At 65.3% G+C, this 15,803-nt stretch carries 14 protein-coding genes and 1 tRNA gene; 5 read left to right on the top strand and 10 right to left on the bottom strand.

The genetic code is table 11. The features are described 5' to 3' along the window. Nucleotides 1–271 precede the first annotated feature (271 nt). Both E3N86_RS07990 and E3N86_RS07995 read left to right on the top strand, forming a co-directional pair. A complete protein-coding gene (locus E3N86_RS07990; RefSeq protein ID WP_134511722.1) occupies nt 272–1,321 on the top strand; it encodes an LA2681 family HEPN domain-containing protein in 1,050 nt (349 codons plus the stop codon). Nucleotides 1,322–1,502: 181 nt separating this feature from the next. Beyond that, entirely contained in the window at nt 1,503–3,947 is a 2,445-nt protein-coding gene (locus E3N86_RS07995) for a preprotein translocase subunit SecA (protein WP_134511723.1), read from the top strand. Nucleotides 3,948–4,477: 530 nt separating this feature from the next. Here the strand turns inward: E3N86_RS07995 and E3N86_RS08000 are convergent. From E3N86_RS08000 to E3N86_RS08010, 3 genes are all read right to left on the bottom strand, one after another. After that, nucleotides 4,478–5,665, bottom strand: a complete 1,188-nt coding sequence (locus E3N86_RS08000; RefSeq protein ID WP_134511724.1) for a tyrosine-type recombinase/integrase — start codon at nt 5,663–5,665, stop codon at nt 4,478–4,480. Nucleotides 5,666–5,671: 6 nt separating this feature from the next. Beyond that, nucleotides 5,672–5,929 carry a helix-turn-helix domain-containing protein gene (locus E3N86_RS08005; RefSeq protein WP_241985985.1) on the bottom strand — a complete coding sequence of 86 codons (258 nt, stop codon included), beginning with the start codon at nt 5,927–5,929 and terminating at the stop codon, nt 5,672–5,674. Nucleotides 5,930–6,107: 178 nt separating this feature from the next. Then, nucleotides 6,108–6,184: transfer RNA gene (locus E3N86_RS08010), tRNA-Pro, on the bottom strand. A gap of 174 nt (nt 6,185–6,358) precedes the next feature. On the opposite strand from E3N86_RS08010, the gene E3N86_RS08015 reads away from it, so the two are divergent. Next, complete coding sequence (locus tag E3N86_RS08015; RefSeq protein ID WP_134511725.1) at nt 6,359–6,859, top strand: hypothetical protein; 501 nt, start codon at nt 6,359–6,361, stop codon at nt 6,857–6,859. Nucleotides 6,860–6,897: 38 nt separating this feature from the next. Here E3N86_RS08015 and der read toward each other — a convergent pair whose 3' ends face one another. The 7 genes from der to E3N86_RS08050 all read right to left on the bottom strand — a co-directional run bounded on the left by der (nt 6,898) and on the right by E3N86_RS08050 (nt 13,386). Next, entirely contained in the window at nt 6,898–8,415 is a 1,518-nt protein-coding gene (der, locus tag E3N86_RS08020) for a ribosome biogenesis GTPase Der (protein WP_104100397.1), read from the bottom strand. Further along, the gene (gene cmk, locus E3N86_RS08025; RefSeq protein WP_134416729.1) at nt 8,412–9,098 is read right to left on the bottom strand and encodes a (d)CMP kinase; all 687 of its coding nucleotides are present in this window, start codon (nt 9,096–9,098) and stop codon (nt 8,412–8,414) included. The genes der and cmk overlap by 4 nt, the downstream gene beginning before the upstream one ends. Before the next feature lie 2 nt (nt 9,099–9,100). Beyond that, complete coding sequence (locus tag E3N86_RS08030) at nt 9,101–10,183, bottom strand: prephenate dehydrogenase (protein ID WP_134416731.1); 1,083 nt, start codon at nt 10,181–10,183, stop codon at nt 9,101–9,103. Nucleotides 10,184–10,202: 19 nt separating this feature from the next. After that, a complete protein-coding gene (locus tag E3N86_RS08035) occupies nt 10,203–11,000 on the bottom strand; it encodes a pseudouridine synthase (RefSeq protein ID WP_104100394.1) in 798 nt (265 codons plus the stop codon). Beyond that, nucleotides 10,997–11,611, bottom strand: a complete 615-nt coding sequence (locus E3N86_RS08040) for an SMC-Scp complex subunit ScpB (protein ID WP_134511726.1) — start codon at nt 11,609–11,611, stop codon at nt 10,997–10,999. The genes E3N86_RS08035 and E3N86_RS08040 overlap by 4 nt, the downstream gene beginning before the upstream one ends. Before the next feature lie 61 nt (nt 11,612–11,672). Further along, complete coding sequence (locus E3N86_RS08045) at nt 11,673–12,482, bottom strand: ScpA family protein (RefSeq protein WP_134401390.1); 810 nt, start codon at nt 12,480–12,482, stop codon at nt 11,673–11,675. Further along, nucleotides 12,466–13,386: a ParA family protein gene (locus E3N86_RS08050; protein ID WP_369827950.1), complete on the bottom strand. Its 921-nt coding sequence runs from the start codon at nt 13,384–13,386 to the stop codon at nt 12,466–12,468. Before E3N86_RS08050 ends, E3N86_RS08045 begins: the two co-directional genes overlap by 17 nt. Nucleotides 13,387–13,560: 174 nt before the next feature. Here E3N86_RS08050 and E3N86_RS08055 point away from each other — a divergent pair, with 174 nt between their 5' ends. Next, nucleotides 13,561–14,832 (top strand): glycosyltransferase, encoded by a 1,272-nt coding sequence (locus tag E3N86_RS08055; protein ID WP_241985986.1) that lies wholly within the window; start codon nt 13,561–13,563, stop codon nt 14,830–14,832. Further along, nucleotides 14,829–15,683: a PIG-L family deacetylase gene (locus E3N86_RS08060; protein ID WP_166785050.1), complete on the top strand. Its 855-nt coding sequence runs from the start codon at nt 14,829–14,831 to the stop codon at nt 15,681–15,683. The genes E3N86_RS08055 and E3N86_RS08060 overlap by 4 nt, the downstream gene beginning before the upstream one ends. Nucleotides 15,684–15,803 lie beyond the last annotated feature (120 nt).

The raw sequence follows: 15,803 nt of genomic DNA on the forward strand, positions 1-15,803 counted from the left end.
ATCGAGGTCATCGACGAGGCGGTGATACTCCCCGAACTCGCCGCCGCCTAAGCTAGAACAGCTGACCCGCACGGTGTCGAGAAACTCCACCACTCAGCGGGACGTGACCTTCTTAGTTGAGACGGATATTAGGTTCGGAGACGATTCGCTGATCGTCGCTGCACGCAGCTCGTGGAAGCTCGTGAGTCACCCCGCGCTCAATGTCCCCCAGTCCGAAAGGTCGCGCGCACTATGCAACCTAGCGAACGAGCTCGACAACTCAGGCAGATGGGTGGAAGCCTACGCAGCATACGCAGATGCCCTCGAAATAGACCCCTTGAACGGTAATGCCGCTGGAAATAGAGCCCAACTGTTGTTGCATCGGCTGAAGACTAGCCCGCAGCAGGCGGGTCACATCGAAGCGGTGTACGACCTCTGGGCGAGGCGCGCGAAGGATCTGCGTGCAGAAACGGTTCGTATCGCTGGGGAAAAAACCGCTCAGCTCTGGGACGAACTTCCTCTGAGCGATGAGCCTGTTGTCGGTCACCTTACTCATGACGGCGATCTCGACGACCCTTACCAACAGTGGATAGTTAGAAATCGGCTTGCTCTCGCTCCAACAGTTGAAGGTCTCGGTGGGGATGGCTCCCGGTGGGACTCCGCTGACATTTTGCAAGCTGTTCAAGATAATGACGAGGGCTTGCCGCCGCGAATCTTTGCTGCGATTAACGTTCTGAAAGCCGAGTTCATTGTGGCTCGGCGCTTAGCATTCCGCGGCGAGGAAATGACGTTTACCGCTGACGGATCCCAACATCCGGACGATACCGGAGACTATGGTTCAACCGGCGACGGTGCCGTTTACGGTGAGGGCCCGGCGACTCTCCTGCTTGCACAGCGAAGCGCTCTCGACCTGCTCGACAAGATTGCAGTTGCAGCGAACGAACACTTCAAGAGCGGTTTGAAACCTGAACGGGTGGATTTTGCCAAGTACTGGCGCGACCCTAAAACGAAGGAGATGCGGCCCGCTGTATCCACCGTCTCGGGTAGACGAGCGAGGCTGGCACTCGCAGAAGTGCAACGCGACCTTGCTTCAGATGCACTTTATCCAACCGCCAGATTGCTTCGCAACGCCGGAACTCACCGCCTAGTGCACGGCACATTCAATGAGCCGACCGGGGCTACCAAAGAGACGTTCAGCACCGTTGACCTGGACGATCTTAAACTATCTACCATCGAGGCGCTCTGGGTAACCAGGGCCTCGTTCCTCTATTTGATAGATCTCATCGATGCGGAAACACCAAAGATCGAAGGAGAGTTCGCGCCTTTGATATCTCAAAAGTGACGCGCGGCCCACGAGGCCCGATCCGCGACGAATAACGCTTGAAAGGACATCTCGCAGGCGCTTCGTTTCGAAAGCGGAGCCCAACTACCGTCCGACAGTCTGTAGGACTCCACCGCTCCAACTATGTAGAGGGCATGCGTTGATGACGCATCGCCGAGGCGTGATGTGGTGGACTTCTGAAATGAAAAGCTCTGGGAAGAAACCGAAACGAGTGCACTCTGGGGTCCCGATCGACATTCACGCCTCGGTCCTCGCAACCTCCGTCAATGCCGGCATAGCGACACTGGCAGCCCTAGACCCGGACGACCCAAGCGCGAGCATGAATTCGCGAATCGACTCAGTGGTCGAGCACATGCTTGAACTTCTAGCAGGCTTCAACCCGATCGCTGTAATTGAGCAAGCGCGACTCAGGGCACTTCCTTGGCACTCCGGGCAACCTACATATCAGGCTGGTGTGGAGGATGGATTTGCCCGCGTGGAGTTAATTGCGCTGCTGGCGCTGAAACTTGAACCGCGCAAAGGACCTCCCTCAGGCAGTCCGGCCTCGATCATTGAAGGATGTGTAGCCGACGCCGGCGAACTCCTCAACCTTGGCTCGCTGCTCGGCCTCGTGAATGCCGATTCAACCGACCCGCTAGCCGAAATTAAAGCGACCGTGCAGGCAACGGAAATCACAATGCGCGGCTCTTCGTATTCCGAGTTGTTGCAGGAGACTGCTGAGTCGCTCTTCGGCGACGGCAATGTCGACTCGAGTCTTCGCTCCAGCCTCGGTTTCGGAATCGCAGAAGCACAGGAGGTCCTGGCCGCGCTCAACAAGCTGCAAACAGCGAACATGAACCGGAGGCGAGAGCAGGGTTTTCGATTTGCAGCTGAGACCAACCGGAAACGTGAACTCGGGATCGCGTCGAAGGAAGACATCGCCGACGCCGCACTCAAACTCGATCGGGCACTACACCCCAATGAAGTTGCTGCCTCGGTATCCAGCGCTGACCTCGCGAGGGCGAGCCACCTGCCGGAGCACGTAGTCTCCTCAGTTCTGGAGGCGTTCTCTTGGAAGCCTGATCCCGCACAAAGCGCCAGCACTGCGGTCAAGGAGTTCTTGTCCGGTGCCAATCCTTTCCGTGTCTCCCCCATCGTGCGCACAACGTCATCGCGAGCGATGCTCGTGCACCCGGCATTGACGCAAGGCGCAATTCGCGAGCGGCTAGAACTCGCGCTGCATTCCAGCCCGGACTGGGAAAAGTACCAGGCACTACGGGGCTCGGTCTTGGAGGATCGAACTCGGCGAGCGTTCGACCGGCTAGTCAGTCCCACTCGCGCCTGGCATTCAATTCTCTACTATGTCCCAGCCACAGACTCAGAGGAGGAAATCGGTCCCGCGGCCTATACCAAACGCGTTGAGGGAGACCACCTGATCATCCTCGACGACGTCGCCCTAATCGTTGAGGATAAGGCGGTCGCGCTGAGCTCTCGGTCTCGTTCGGGTTCAGGTTCACGCCTGCGCAAAGACTTAACCGGCATCATCACGAAAGCAGCGGAGCAAGCAGACCGGCTCTTGCGTCGCATTTCCTTGGACGGGGGGCTGCTTATCCATGGAGAAGGATGGGTTGACCTTAGCCACCTTCGGGAATTCCATACCATTGCCGTAAGTCTTGACGATCTGGGCTCGACCTCGACTGCAACCGCTGCGTTGGTCCAAGCCGGGGTCATTGGCACCGAGTCGGTCCCTTGGACTGTGTCTATTCATGACCTCGATCTGATCGCAGAGATCACCGATCATCCGGCCGAATTACTCCTCTACTTGCGACGTCGCCGTCACCCGCTTGCGACGATTCTCTTCACGGCGCCCGATGAACTTGACCTGTTTCTATTTTTCCTCGAAGCCGGACTATACGTAGAGGATAATCCGGCGGAGGTTCGGGCGATCTATCCATATTTGAACCCGCCATCGCCAGTTGAACAAGCTCGATGGCGCAATCAGACACCGGGAATCGTGACGAGTAGAACAGATCCGCTCGACGCATGGTATTTCGAGACGCACCGGCCGAGGGAGGCGGGCAAACCAGCGGTTCAGAACAGTCCGCCGAAACCGCGGCGTTCACCGAGCCCAATCGACGGGCTCCTTGCGAGCATCGACCGGATAAATCCGATCGGGAGACTCTCTATCGAAGCCACACTCTTATCGGGAGACAAACGGGCCCAAGCGCGCATGGCTAGACACGGTCGAGATGTGGTGCGTGGATCACGCAACGGTCAGCTCGCCCGCAGCATCACTATCCCGGTTCACTCACTTCACGATGGTGGCTGGCTTCTCGTTTGGGCCACGCCCTCAGGTGGCGGAGACCACGTCGCGTGGGAACACAGCATGCGGGCGTACGCACGTGTGAAAGGTCATCAATTGGGCATATCCCGCTCTGCTGTCTTTGCATTCGACGGCGGCTCGGGAGAGATGTTCGCTGTCTACTACGAAGCGACTCCAGAGAAACTCAACTCGGATGAGGAGAGGAGATCAACCTTGCTGCAGCCAGCGGAGTCCTCAAGCACCACCGCTCAAATGCGAAAGTCCATGACCGGTCAGCGAGATCAACCTCGTAGAAAAGGGAAAACCCGAAAGTCGAAAAAGTAGACCTCCTGTTATCGATAAGAGTGCAGCCAAGAGCAACCTGCTCTTGCTGCTCACTCGGTCTGCCGCAGATCTCGCGAGCGACGGTAGAACGTGGCTCGTGACAGCCCCTCAGATTGACCGCCAAAGAAACTATGGACGTTCTTCCGCTTTCGATGGTGGAACGATTGAAAACGCTCGATCCTCGGCGCAAAATGGAGAGTAGATCTTAGAAAGCCTGCACGTTCCGTCGACGACCTATTCTCGGGCTTTCGGTGAAACTCCAGATGGGACGCTGGGGCCATCCTGGTACAACTGTGAACGGTGGACATCTCTCGCCAACGCCGCCGATGAGTGCGGCGGTCCGAGACGAGGATTCCCTGCGGAAGAGCAAAACCCCAGATGGCACGGTGCCGCCGCGGTGGCGGCACCGTGACAGGTCAGTATCCATCGCGAACGGCCCGCCAGGACAGCAACGGCGTTAGGATCGCAGATTCTGTTCGAGGCAGCGAATCCCCAGGTGGTGCGGTGCTGCCACGGTGGCAGCACCGTGTTCAGTCTTTGTCTTTTGCGAACGCCCGATCGAGGAGCGCGGCTGTGGCCGGGTTCACCAGTTCGCTGCGTTGGATGTAGTGCATGACCGTGACCCTGGTGTCGGTGTGGCCGAGGAGTTCCGCTGCGAGTTCGATGCTGGCGTTGGTGTTGACCGCGGTGGCGACGGTGCGGCGGAACATGTGTGGGGTTACCCCGTTGATGCCGGCTGCCTCAAGTACCTGACGCAATTGGCGGCGCACGTTCCCCGTAGTCAGCGGGGTGCCGTCTCGGGATTGGAAGAGCAGGTCATCCAGGCCCATGCTGCCGACCTTGGCGAGCCGCCGGCGGACCGCGTCTGAGGTGAAGGTGGGGATGGCGACAACGCGAGTGGACTTGGCGGTCTTGGGGTGGTCCTGCCGGAAGGTCTGCTCCCCTTTGCGGCTGACGATGGTGCCGGCCAGTCGGATGGAGGGCACGGGGCTGGTGATGTCGACGTCCCGGCGGCGGATGGCGATGACCTCGCCGATTCGGGCTGAGGTGCCGAGCATCACCTCGATGATGGCGCCGAGCTGGCCGTCGGGTTTGGGGCCGGAGGTGTGGTTGATGGCGCTTTCCCACTGGGCGATCGCGGCGCGGATCACGTTGACCTCGGGGGCCATGAGCGCGGCGGGGACGTGCGGCTCGCGGTGCAGGCGGGCGACATGGTCCATGGGGTTGCGCGGCAGGACTTCGTGCCGCACGGCCAGCTCGAGGGCGAGCCGCAGCACCACCCGGGCCTGTTTGGCGCGATTGTAGGAGATCTTCGCGAGCTGCTTGATGAACTTGTCGCACCGGGCCACACCGATCTCCCGTAAAGCGAGGTGATCGAAGGCGGGTGAGACGAGGGTGCGCATGTTGCGCTCGTAGAGGTTGCGGGTGGTCCGGGAAATCCGGTCCTCCAGGTCGATGTCCTCCAGCCAGTAGGTCACCAAGTCACTGAACAAGCTGTCCGGCGACAAGCTCGTGTCGGCGGGTTGGAACAGGTCCCGGTCGGCCAGCTTGGCCTTGAGTGCCCGTTCGGCGGCCTTGGCGGTGGCACCGGTGCCTTGCACCAGGCGCGCATGCCCGTCCCAGTCGCGGTAGCGGGTCCGGGCCTCGTAGCGTCCGTTCGGCATCTGGCGGGTGCTGATGTCGCCGAAGGTGCCGATGGTCAATCGCTGCCGGGGCATCTCAGCTCACCGCCGATCGGGGCGCCGGGGCTCGTTGGAGGAGGGGTCTCGCTGTTGGGCGATCCAGGCCCGCACATCGGAGATGGCGAACTTGAGGTGTTTGCCGAACCGGTACGCGGTGGGGCCTTTGCCGTGCACCCGCCAGTCGTAGACCGTGGAGATCGGGATGCCCAAATAGGCGGCCAGCTCGTGGACGTCCATCAGGGGCTCCAGGCCCCAGTCGTCGGTGGGAGAAGAGGGTGGGTTCTCGTTGTGAATGCTCATACCCAGAAGGTGTGCACGAGGATCCGGGATGATCGGGAAGAACCGAGATTGACCTCAGCGCCTCGCACGACAGGGCCGGCAAGGCGGTGGAAATGGGCTGAAAGTGATGGGGTAGTGATGGGAACATCAAATCTCTTAACCAAAAAAGTCCCGGAAACCCTTGAGTTTCCGGGACATTTGGTCGGGCTGACAGGATTTGAACCTGCGACCCCTTGACCCCCAGTCAAGTGCGCTACCAAGCTGCGCCACAGCCCGCCGCTCCCGCAACGATTCCAACGAACAGAATCAGCAGGAGACAACTTGAATATCTTACCGCGTCTGGGAACCACTCGCGCACCGTCTGGGCCGCGGAGGGAAAGTCGCGGTGCTGAACCGAGCACGGGCGACCGATGCAGTGGCACAGCGACGGCGCGGGCGGAGCGTGAGCGCATGCCGGCAGACAGCGAGATCAGGATCGAAGCCGCCGCATCCGTGCTGCGGGAAGACGTGAGCCAGGTGTTCGCCACCCGCGACGACGCGGCACGATGCTGGTGCCAGTACTTCAAGCTACCGAACCGGGAGTTCCAGAACGCTACAGCGCAAGCGTGCGCCGGGATGCTGCGGGAGCAGGTGCAGGCCAGCGCGCCCGGGCCGGGCGTCATCGCGTTTCTCGACGGAGAGCCGGTCGGTTGGTGCGCGGTTGAGCCGAAGCCGGCGTATTCGCGGCTGCAACGGGCGACGGTGGTCACCGTGGGCAGACGGCAGAAGCCTGACGACGCATCCGTGTGGCCGGTCACGTGCTTCGTGGTGCGGGTCGGAATCGGCGGCGCGGAGTTGCGGCGGCGCGGCTGTGAGCGGCTGTCGCCCAGGCCCGTGGCGCGGGTGCGGAAAGGCCGGGTCGTGATGGAGCTGGTGGTTCAGACGACCGAAAAGGCCCCGACCGGGAGATGAGACATCTCCCGATCGGGGCCTTGTGACGCGCTGAGCGGCTAGCGCTTGCGCTTCTCGCGCACGCGCATGCTGATGTTGATCGGGCTTCCCTCGAAGCCGTAAACCTCGCGCAGGCGACGCTGGATGTAGCGACGGTAGCCCGGGTCGAGGAACCCGGTGGTGAAGATAACGAAGGTCGGCGGGCGGCTGGAGGCCTGGGTGCCGAACAGGATGCGGGGCTGCTTGCCGCTGCGCACGGGGTGCGGGTGCGACGCGGCCAGCTCGGCGAGGAACGCGTTGAACTTGCCGGTGGCGATGCGGGTGTCCCAGGCTTCGAGAGCGGTCTCGAGGGCCGGAACGAGCTTCTCCATGTGGCGGCCGGTCTTGGCCGAGATGTTAACCCGCGGAGCCCAGGAGACGTGCGCCAGGTCCTGCTCGATCTCACGTTCGAGGTAGCGGCGACGGTCGTCGTCGATCTGGTCCCACTTGTTGAATGCCAGCACGAGGGCGCGACCGGATTCGAGCACCAGGTCGATCACGCGCACGTCCTGCTCGCTGATCACCTCGGTCACGTCGATCAGGACCACGGCCACCTCGGCCTTTTCCAGTGCGGCGCTGGTGCGCAGTGAGGCGTAGAAGTCGGCGCCCTGCGAGAGGTGCACGCGACGACGGATGCCGGCCGTGTCGACAAAGCGCCACACCCTGCCGCCGAGCTCGACCTGCTCGTCGACGGGGTCGCGCGTGGTTCCGGCGAGCTCGTTGACGACAACGCGCTCCTCGCCGACGACCTTGTTCAGAAGACTCGACTTGCCCACGTTCGGTCGGCCGAGGATCGCGACGCGGCGTGGTCCGCCGACTTCCTGTTTGGCGACGGCGGAGATCTCGGGGAGTTCCTCGAGGATCGCGTCGAGCAGGTCGGCGACGCCGCGGCCGTGCAGGGCCGAGACGGGCCAGGGCTGGCCGAGGCCGAGCGCCCAGAGGCTCGCGGCCTCCGGCTCCTGGCGGATGTCGTCGACCTTGTTGGCGACGAGGAAGACGGGCTTGCCGGCCTTGCGCAGCAGGCGCACGACGGCCTCGTCGGTGGAGGTCGGTCCCACGTTGGCGTCGACGACGAACATGACGACGTCGCAGAGTTCGATGGCCAGTTCGGCCTGGGCGGCGACGGATGCGTCGATGCCCTTGGCGTCGGGCTCCCAGCCGCCGGTGTCGACGAGACTGAAGCGGCGTTCGTGCCATTCACCCTTATACGTCACGCGGTCGCGGGTCACGCCGGGGGTGTCCTCCACGACGGCCTCGCGGCGGCCGAGGATGCGGTTCACGAGCGCGGACTTGCCCACGTTCGGGCGGCCGACGATGGCGATGACCGGCAGGGCCGGCAGGTACTGGATGGCGTCGGGGTCTTCCGTCACCGTGTCAAGAACGTCGAAGTCCTCGTCCGCGAGGTCGTACTCGTTCAATCCGGTGCGGAGGGCGGCGGCGCGCTGCGTCACCAGGTCGTCATCGAGATCGTCCAGTCGCGTCACCAGTTCGGTGTCGGGGTCGGGGATCGTGTCGTCGAAGTCGTTGTTGTTGGTCATGCGATGGCCTCGCGGTAGGTATTGATGACGTCGAGGACCGCGTCAATGGTCTGTTCGAAGTCGAGATGGGTGGAGTCGACGGTGGTCACACCGTCTGCGGCGCTCATGAATTCGACAACCTGTGAGTCAGCGTGATCCCTGGATCGCAGCTGTTCCGCCACGGTGTCAGTCGATTGGGTCGATATTTCCGCAGAGCGCCTAGTCATTCTAGCCTCCTCGGAAGCCGTGAGCAGTATGCGGATCTCGGCGGTGGGAGCGACCACGGTGGTGATGTCCCGGCCCTCGATCACGATTCCGGTGCGCTTGGAGCTTGCCGCGATGGCGCGAAACAGCTCCGTCAGGTGCGTGCGCACCTCCGGGATGCGGGCCACGGAGCTGACGATGGCGGAGACGGCGGGGTCGCGGATCGCGTCGGTGACATCCGCCCGGCCGACCCGAACGACGTGCTCGTCGGGGGCGATGCCGATGGAGTAGTCGAAGTCGCCCAGGGCGGCCACGACGGCGTCGGTGTGCTCCGGGTCGATGCCCCGGTCGCTGACGAACCAGGCGAAGGCCCGGTACGCGGCGCCCGTGTCGAGGTAGTCGAAGCCGATGCGCCTGGCGGCGGCGCGGCTGACGCTGGACTTGCCGCTGCCGGCCGGCCCGTCGATGGCGACGATGTGGGGGCTTGAGTGACGACCCATGATTAACCAGCAATCCGCCAGCCGCGGGCGGCCAGCTCTTCGGTGAGGCGACCAACGGCCTCAGGGAGTACAGAAATTTCGGCCAGGCCCAGTTGGGCGCCCGGTGAGTGCTCGAGGCGGAGGTCTTCGAGGTTGACCCCGACCTCGCCGACCTCGTTGAGGAGTCGGGCAAGCTGCCCGGGGGTGTCGTCGACCATCACGCTCAGCGACACGAAGCGGCGGTCCTGGCCGTGCTTGCCGGGCAGGCGGGCCACCCCGGCGTTGCCGCCGGCGAGTTCCTCGGCCACCTTGCGGCGCGCGCCCGGTGCGGCGGGGGCTTCCAAGGCGTCGATGAAGCGGTCGAGGTCGTCGCGGTAGGCCAGCAGGATGTCCCGCACGGGTTCGGCGTTCGCGCCGAGGATCTGCACCCACAGCTCGGGGTCGCTGGCCGCGACGCGGGTCACGTCGCGCAGACCCTGGCCGGCGAGGTTCAGGGCCGAGCCGGCGGCATCCGTCAACCGGCGCGCCATGATCGTGGAGACAACCTGCGGCACATGGGAAATGAGCGCCACCGCACTGTCGTGCTCCTCGGGGCTCATCTCGACCAGGATCGCGCCGAGGTCGAGGATCAAGTCGTCGATCGCGGTGGCCTGCTGGTAGCTGATCGCGTCGTGCGCGGCCACCACCCAGGGGCGCCCGACGAAGAGGTCGGCGCGGCCGGCGAGGGGTCCCCCGCGTTCTCGGCCGGCCATCGGGTGACCGCCGATGTAGCGGGACACGTCGGCCCCCAGTGCGCGGAGCTCCTGCAGCGGGGCGAGCTTGACGCTGGCGACATCCGTCACGATCGCCTGCGGGTGGGCGGCCAGTTCGCGCGCGACGATCTCGGCCGTCACGTCGGGCGGCACGCACACCACGATCAGCTGCGGCAGGTCGCCGAAAGTGGCGGCGCGGCCGGCGCCGTAGTCGACGGCGATGCTGAGGTTGGTCGGCGACGCGTCGGCGAGGATGACATCGATGCCGCGCGCGCGGAGGCCCAGGCCGATGCTGGTGCCGAGCAGGCCGGTGCCCACGACGCGCACGGGCCCGATCAGGCGAGATTCAACCACTGGAACTCCTGACCTGGGCCTAGATCTTGGTTTCGGCCCGCGACACGGTGAGCAGCTGCCCGAGTTCGACCTTGGTCAGGTCGCGCACGGCGCCCACGCGCAGTGTGCCGAGGTGCAGCGGGCCGAACTGGCGGCGCACGAGGTCGACGACGGGGTGGCCGACGGACTCCATCATGCGGCGCACGATGCGGTTGCGGCCGGAGTGCAGGGTGAGCTCGACCAGGCTGAAGCCGTCGCCGGGAGGGCTGGTCAGGATGCGCGCCTTGTCGGCGGAGATGGGCCCGTCGTCGAGTTCGATGCCGCTCTGCAGCAGCTGGATGGTCTGCGCCGACACGCGGCCCTCGACCTTGGCGATGTAGGTCTTCAAGACCCCGAACGACGGATGCGCGAGCACGTGCGCGAGATCGCCGTCGTTGGTCAGGATCAGCAGGCCGCTCGTCATCGCGTCGAGGCGGCCCACGTTGAACAGGCGCTCCTCGAACTGGTCGGTGAACTCGCGCAGGTCGGGGCGTCCACTCTCGTCCTGCATCGACGAGACGACGCCGACGGGCTTGTTCAGCATCACGTAGCGGCGGCTGGTGTCCAGCTGCACGGCGACGTTGTCGACCATGATCAGGTCGGAGTCGGGGTGGATCCGGCGGCCCAGCTCGGTGACGACCTTGCCGTTCACGCGCACGCGGCCGGCGGCGATCATCTCCTCGGAGACCCGTCGGGACGCGACGCCCGCGGAGGCCATGACCTTCTGCAGGCGCACGCCGTCGGCGGCGGCCTCGAGATTGGTGGGTGTCCCCTGAATCCCCTGGTTGTCGGTTGTCATGGCAATTCCTCAAATCCGTTCGCGCCGTCATTGAGCAACGGCGATAGGTATGGCAACTCGTCGAGCGAGTTGATTCCGAGCTGGGCTAGCAGAAGGTCTGTGGTGCCGTAATTGATCGCACCGGTCTCACTGTCGGTGAACGCTTCGGTGATCAGACCGCGGCCGAGCAGTGTGCGCACGACCGAATCCACATTAACGGCACGAATCGAGGCTACAGCCCCGCGGCTGATCGGTTGCTTGTAGGCGATCACGGCGAGGGTCTCCAGGGCCGCCTGCGAAAGCCGGCTCGGGTTCTGGGTGACCACGAAGTCGGCCACGGTCACATCGTGCTCGGGCCGCACGTAGATGCGCCAGCCGCCGGCCACCTCGCGCAGCTCGAAGCCGCGGCGCACGGTGCCGGCGAGGCCGTCGAAGTCGGCCACGAGCCGGGCGACGGATGCGCGCACCTCGCCCAGCGTGGCGTCGACGGCCGCGGCGAGCTGCAGCAGCCCCTGCGGTTCGTCGGCGACCATCAGGATGGCCTCGAGGGTGCGCTCGAGCGGAGGGCGCGGGGCATCCGTGCCCTCTGTGTTTTCTGTGTTCCCTGATCCGGGGGCGGTGTCACTGCTCATAGTCGTGTCACTGCTCATAGTCGTGTCACTGCTCATAGTCGTGTCACTGCTCATAGTCGTGTCAATGCTCATAGTCGGCTCCGAGGTTGGCGAGGGTGTCATCGGTCCAGGTCTCGGCACTCCAGTGCAGGCTGAGGTCGCCGAGCGGCACGAGCTGGTCGAAAGAGATGGCGTCGAGGCGGTACAGCTCGAGCACGGCCAGGAAACGGGCGATCACGACGCCCTTCACCTCGGCGCTCACGATCAGCTCGCGGAACGTGAGCGTGTCGGCGGCGCGCAGCATCCGTACCACGTAGGCCGCCTGTTCACGGATGCTGACCAGCGGCGCGTGCAGGTGGTCGAGCCCCACGCCGGGCAGAACCCGCGGGGTGAGTGCGAGGGCGGCCAGGGCGGCGAAGTCGCCGAGGGAGAGAGTCCAGACCAGCTCGGGAGTCTGGCGGCGGAATTTCTCCTCCAGCCGCACCGCCCGCACGTGCCGGGTGGACTCGGCGTCGAGCCGGCCCTGGAACCAGGCGCTCGCGCTCTTGAAGGCCCGGTACTGCAGTAGCCGGGCGAACAACAGGTCGCGGGCCTCGAGCAGAGCCACGTCTTCGGCGTCGACAAGCTCACCCTGCGGCAGCAGCCCGACGACCTTGAGGTCGAGCAGGGTGGCAGCGACCACCAGGAATTCGGTGGCCTGGTCGAGCTCTTCGTCCTGGTCGAGGCCGCGCAGGTAGGCGATAAACTCGTCGGTGACCCGGCTCAGGGAGATCTCGGTGATGTCGAGTTCGTGCTTGCCGATCAGGGACAGGAGCAGGTCGAACGGACCCTCGAAGTTGCCGAGGGCGACCGAAAACGACTTCGGTGCGTCCGCGTCAGGCGACGGCGCCACGCTGGATCAGTTCCCGCGCCGCCTGCTTGTAGGCCTTGGCGGCCGCGTGCTCGGGTGCGAATTCGGTGATCGGGACACCGGCGACGCTCGCGTCGGGGAACTTGACCGTGCGGCCGATGACCGTCTCGAGCACACTGTCGCCGAACGCGTCGACGACCCTCTCAAGCACCTCGCGGGAGTGCAGGGTGCGGGAGTCGAACATGGTGGCCAGGATGCCGTCGAGTTCGATGGCCGGGTTGAGCCGGTCACGCACCTTGTCGATGGTCTCGATCAGGAGCGCCACACCGCGGAGGGCGAAAAACTCGCACTCAAGCGGAATGAGCACGCCGTGGCTGGCCGTGAGCGCGTTGACGGTGAGGATACCCAGCGACGGCTGGCAGTCGATCAGGATGACGTCGTAGTCGCCGGAGATCTTGCGCAGCACGCGGGCCAGGATCTGCTCGCGGGCGACCTCGTTGACGAGGTGCACCTCCGCGGCGGACAGGTCGATGTTGGCCGGGATGATGTCGAGGTTGTGCACCGACGTCTTCTGGATGGCGTCGTGCGGGCTGACCGAGCCGCTCAGCAGCAGGTCGTAGATGGTGGTGACGTCGTGGGTGGGCACACCGAGACCGGCGGAGAGGGCGCCTTGCGGGTCGAAGTCGATGGCCAGCACGCGGCGGCCGTAGCCGGCGAGGGCGGCACCCAGGTTGATGGTGGTCGTCGTCTTGCCGACGCCGCCCTTCTGGTTGCACAGCGAAATGATGCGCGCTGGGCCATGACTAGGCAGAACCGCGGGTTCGTCGAAGTCGCGCTTGGGTCGACCGGTCGCACCGACCGGTACCTCGTCTAAACCGGAAAGTCGTGTCCGGTCATCCTGCTTGCGCGCCACTGAGATGCCCTCGATCCGTCTTACACCTGTCACTGTCCCCACTGTAGCGATCGGATCGGGCATGTTGCCGCACGGATCGCCGAAAACCGCAGGTCTGCCGCGTGAACCCGGCGTGTCTCGGCCTGTCATCGGCCTGTCATCGGTCCGTCATCGGTCTCTGATCTGTGGAACCGGGTGAGTCACAGGCTCTTGCGTTAAGATTTTCAAGTGCCTCAGCCATTTACGCCCCTCCGAATCGCGCTCGTTTGCCTGCACACGTCCCCAGGAGCTGAGCCGGGCTCGGGTGACGCCGGGGGCATGAACGTGGTCGTGCGGCACCAGGCGGAGGCTCTCGCCTCCGCCGGCCACCACGTCGATATCCTCACCCGTCGCTCCTCCCCCGTGTCGAAGACGATGCAGTTGAGCCCCGGGGTGACGCTCCGCTTTCTCGAGGCCGGACCGGCCCGTCCCGTGCCGAAGGGCGACCACGAGGAGTTCATCGAGGCGTTCCGCGTGCAGATGGATGCGCTGGGACCCTACGACGTCATCCACTCGCACCATTGGTTCTCGGGTATGGCGGCGCTCCCGCTCGCGCGCCGCCGGGGCATCCCGCACGTGCAGAGCTTCCACAGCATCGCGGCCGACGCGTCGACGCCGTTGTCGGCCGGCGAACGCCCCGAGTCCCCCGGGCGCATGGCCGGCGAGGCCTGGCTGGCGCAGGAGTCCGATGCCCTGGTCGCAATCAGCGAGTCCGAGGCCGACACCATCGTGAAGCGGCTCGGCGGTGCGCCCGAGCGCATCTCGATCGTGCTGCCGGGGGTGGACGGGATTCTGTTCCGGCCCACGGACATCCGGAGTGTCGGTGCCGCCGCGGTCGGGGCTGCCGAACTTTCTGGACCGATCGACATCCGCGGGTACGCGATCGTCGCGGGGCGCCTGCAGCCGCTGAAGGGCCTCGACCTCGCGATCGAGGCGATCGCGGCCGTGCCGGAGCCGATCCGGCCCGAACTCGTGATCGCCGGCGACGCGTCAGCCGACTACGACGGCTATATCGACGAGCTTCGGTCCCTCGCGGCCCGGCACGGAATCGAACGCAACGTGCGTTTCGTGGGTCCGCAGTCCCGCGTGGACCTGGCTCTGCTGCTGAGCGGCGCCCGGGTCGTGCTCGTACCCTCGCACTCTGAAACGTATGGGCTCGTGGCGCTGGAAGCGGCCGCGAGCGGTGTTCCCGTCGTCGCCGCGGCGGCCGGCGGACTGCGCGAGGCGGTGCTCGACGGCGACACCGGCGTGGTGCTGGACTCGCGCGATCCGAAGGTCTGGGCCGGCGCGCTCACGCAGATTCTCTCGAACCCCGCGTTCGCCCGGCGTCTGTCGCTCGCTGCGCGCGAGCGGGCCGAGCACCTGGACTGGCCGCGGTCGGCAGAAGGCCTCGTGACCGTGTACCGGTCGCTGGTGCGCCCCGGTGCCGGCGACCGCCGCCCCTCGCTGCTCAGCGCGTGAGTCTGCTGGACGGTGTTCCCACTGTTCTGTTCGTGCACGCTCATCCCGATGACGAAACCATTGCGACGGGTGCGCTGATTGCGGAAATGGCGGCCCGGGGCATCCGGGTGTCGTTGCTGACCGCCACGCGCGGCGAGCAAGGCGAGGTCGTGCGCGGGCCGCTGTCGGTGCTCGAGGGCACGGATGCGCTCACCCGGGAACGCGAGCGGGAGCTCGCCTGCGCCGCGGCGGCCCTCGGCATCGGTCTCGCGGATCGGTTCTGGCTGGGCACGCCGCCCGCGCGCGCCGCGGGCCTCGCGCCGCGCGCGTACCGGGACTCGGGCATGACCTGGATTCGTCCGGGGCTGGCCGGGCCGGCCGACGACATCGACGGCGACGCCCTGGTGCGGGCGCCCCTGGCCGAAGTGGCCGCGGATGTGGCCGCACTGATCGGGCGGCTTCGGCCTGCCCTCGTGATCAGCTACGACAACGGTGGCGGGTACGGGCATCCGGATCACGTGCGCATGCATGAAGCGGCGCTGGCCGGCAGCCGGGCGGCGGAGGTCGCGTTTGCCGAGGTGGTGCAGGTGGGGGTGGATGGTGCTACATCGGGTGCGGGTGTTGGGGGTGTTGCGGGTTCGGGTGCGGGTGCGGGTGCGGGTGCGGGTGCGGGTGCGGGTGCGGGTGCGGGTGCGGGTGCGGGTGCGGGTGCGGCCGAGTGGTTCGACCTGTCGGCGCACCTCGCGACGGTCACGGCTGCCCTGCGCTGCCACGCGAGCCAGCTCACCGTCGACGAGGGCGGTGGCCACATCGTGCACTCCGGCGGGCAGCGCGAGCCGATCATCACTGTGGTGGGGCTGCGCCTGCTCTGAGGTCGGCCGCACCGACCTGCGCCCGTCTGCGGGATCTGCACTGGCTTCCGCTGGTCAGCCGCCGGCCTGGTGTGTAGCCCCTCGTGCATAACTCCTGCAAATCCTGCGGAATAGGCCCGA

This window comes from Cryobacterium sp. Hz7 (assembly GCF_004402815.1).
Classification (GTDB): Bacteria; Actinomycetota; Actinomycetes; order Actinomycetales; family Microbacteriaceae; genus Cryobacterium; species Cryobacterium sandaracinum.

Coding starts and splice junctions, on each gene's coding strand:
- E3N86_RS07995 (WP_134511723.1), top strand. CDS start 1,503: ATGAAAAGCTCTGGGAAGAAACCGAAACGAGTGCACTCTGGGGTCCCG.
- E3N86_RS08000 (WP_134511724.1), bottom strand. CDS start 5,665: ATGCCCCGGCAGCGATTGACCATCGGCACCTTCGGCGACATCAGCACC.
- E3N86_RS08005 (WP_241985985.1), bottom strand. CDS start 5,929: ATGAGCATTCACAACGAGAACCCACCCTCTTCTCCCACCGACGACTGG.
- E3N86_RS08015 (WP_134511725.1), top strand. CDS start 6,359: ATGCCGGCAGACAGCGAGATCAGGATCGAAGCCGCCGCATCCGTGCTG.
- der (WP_104100397.1), bottom strand. CDS start 8,415: ATGACCAACAACAACGACTTCGACGACACGATCCCCGACCCCGACACC.
- cmk (WP_134416729.1), bottom strand. CDS start 9,098: ATGGGTCGTCACTCAAGCCCCCACATCGTCGCCATCGACGGGCCGGCC.
- E3N86_RS08035 (WP_104100394.1), bottom strand. CDS start 11,000: ATGACAACCGACAACCAGGGGATTCAGGGGACACCCACCAATCTCGAG.
- E3N86_RS08040 (WP_134511726.1), bottom strand. CDS start 11,611: ATGAGCAGTGACACCGCCCCCGGATCAGGGAACACAGAAAACACAGAG.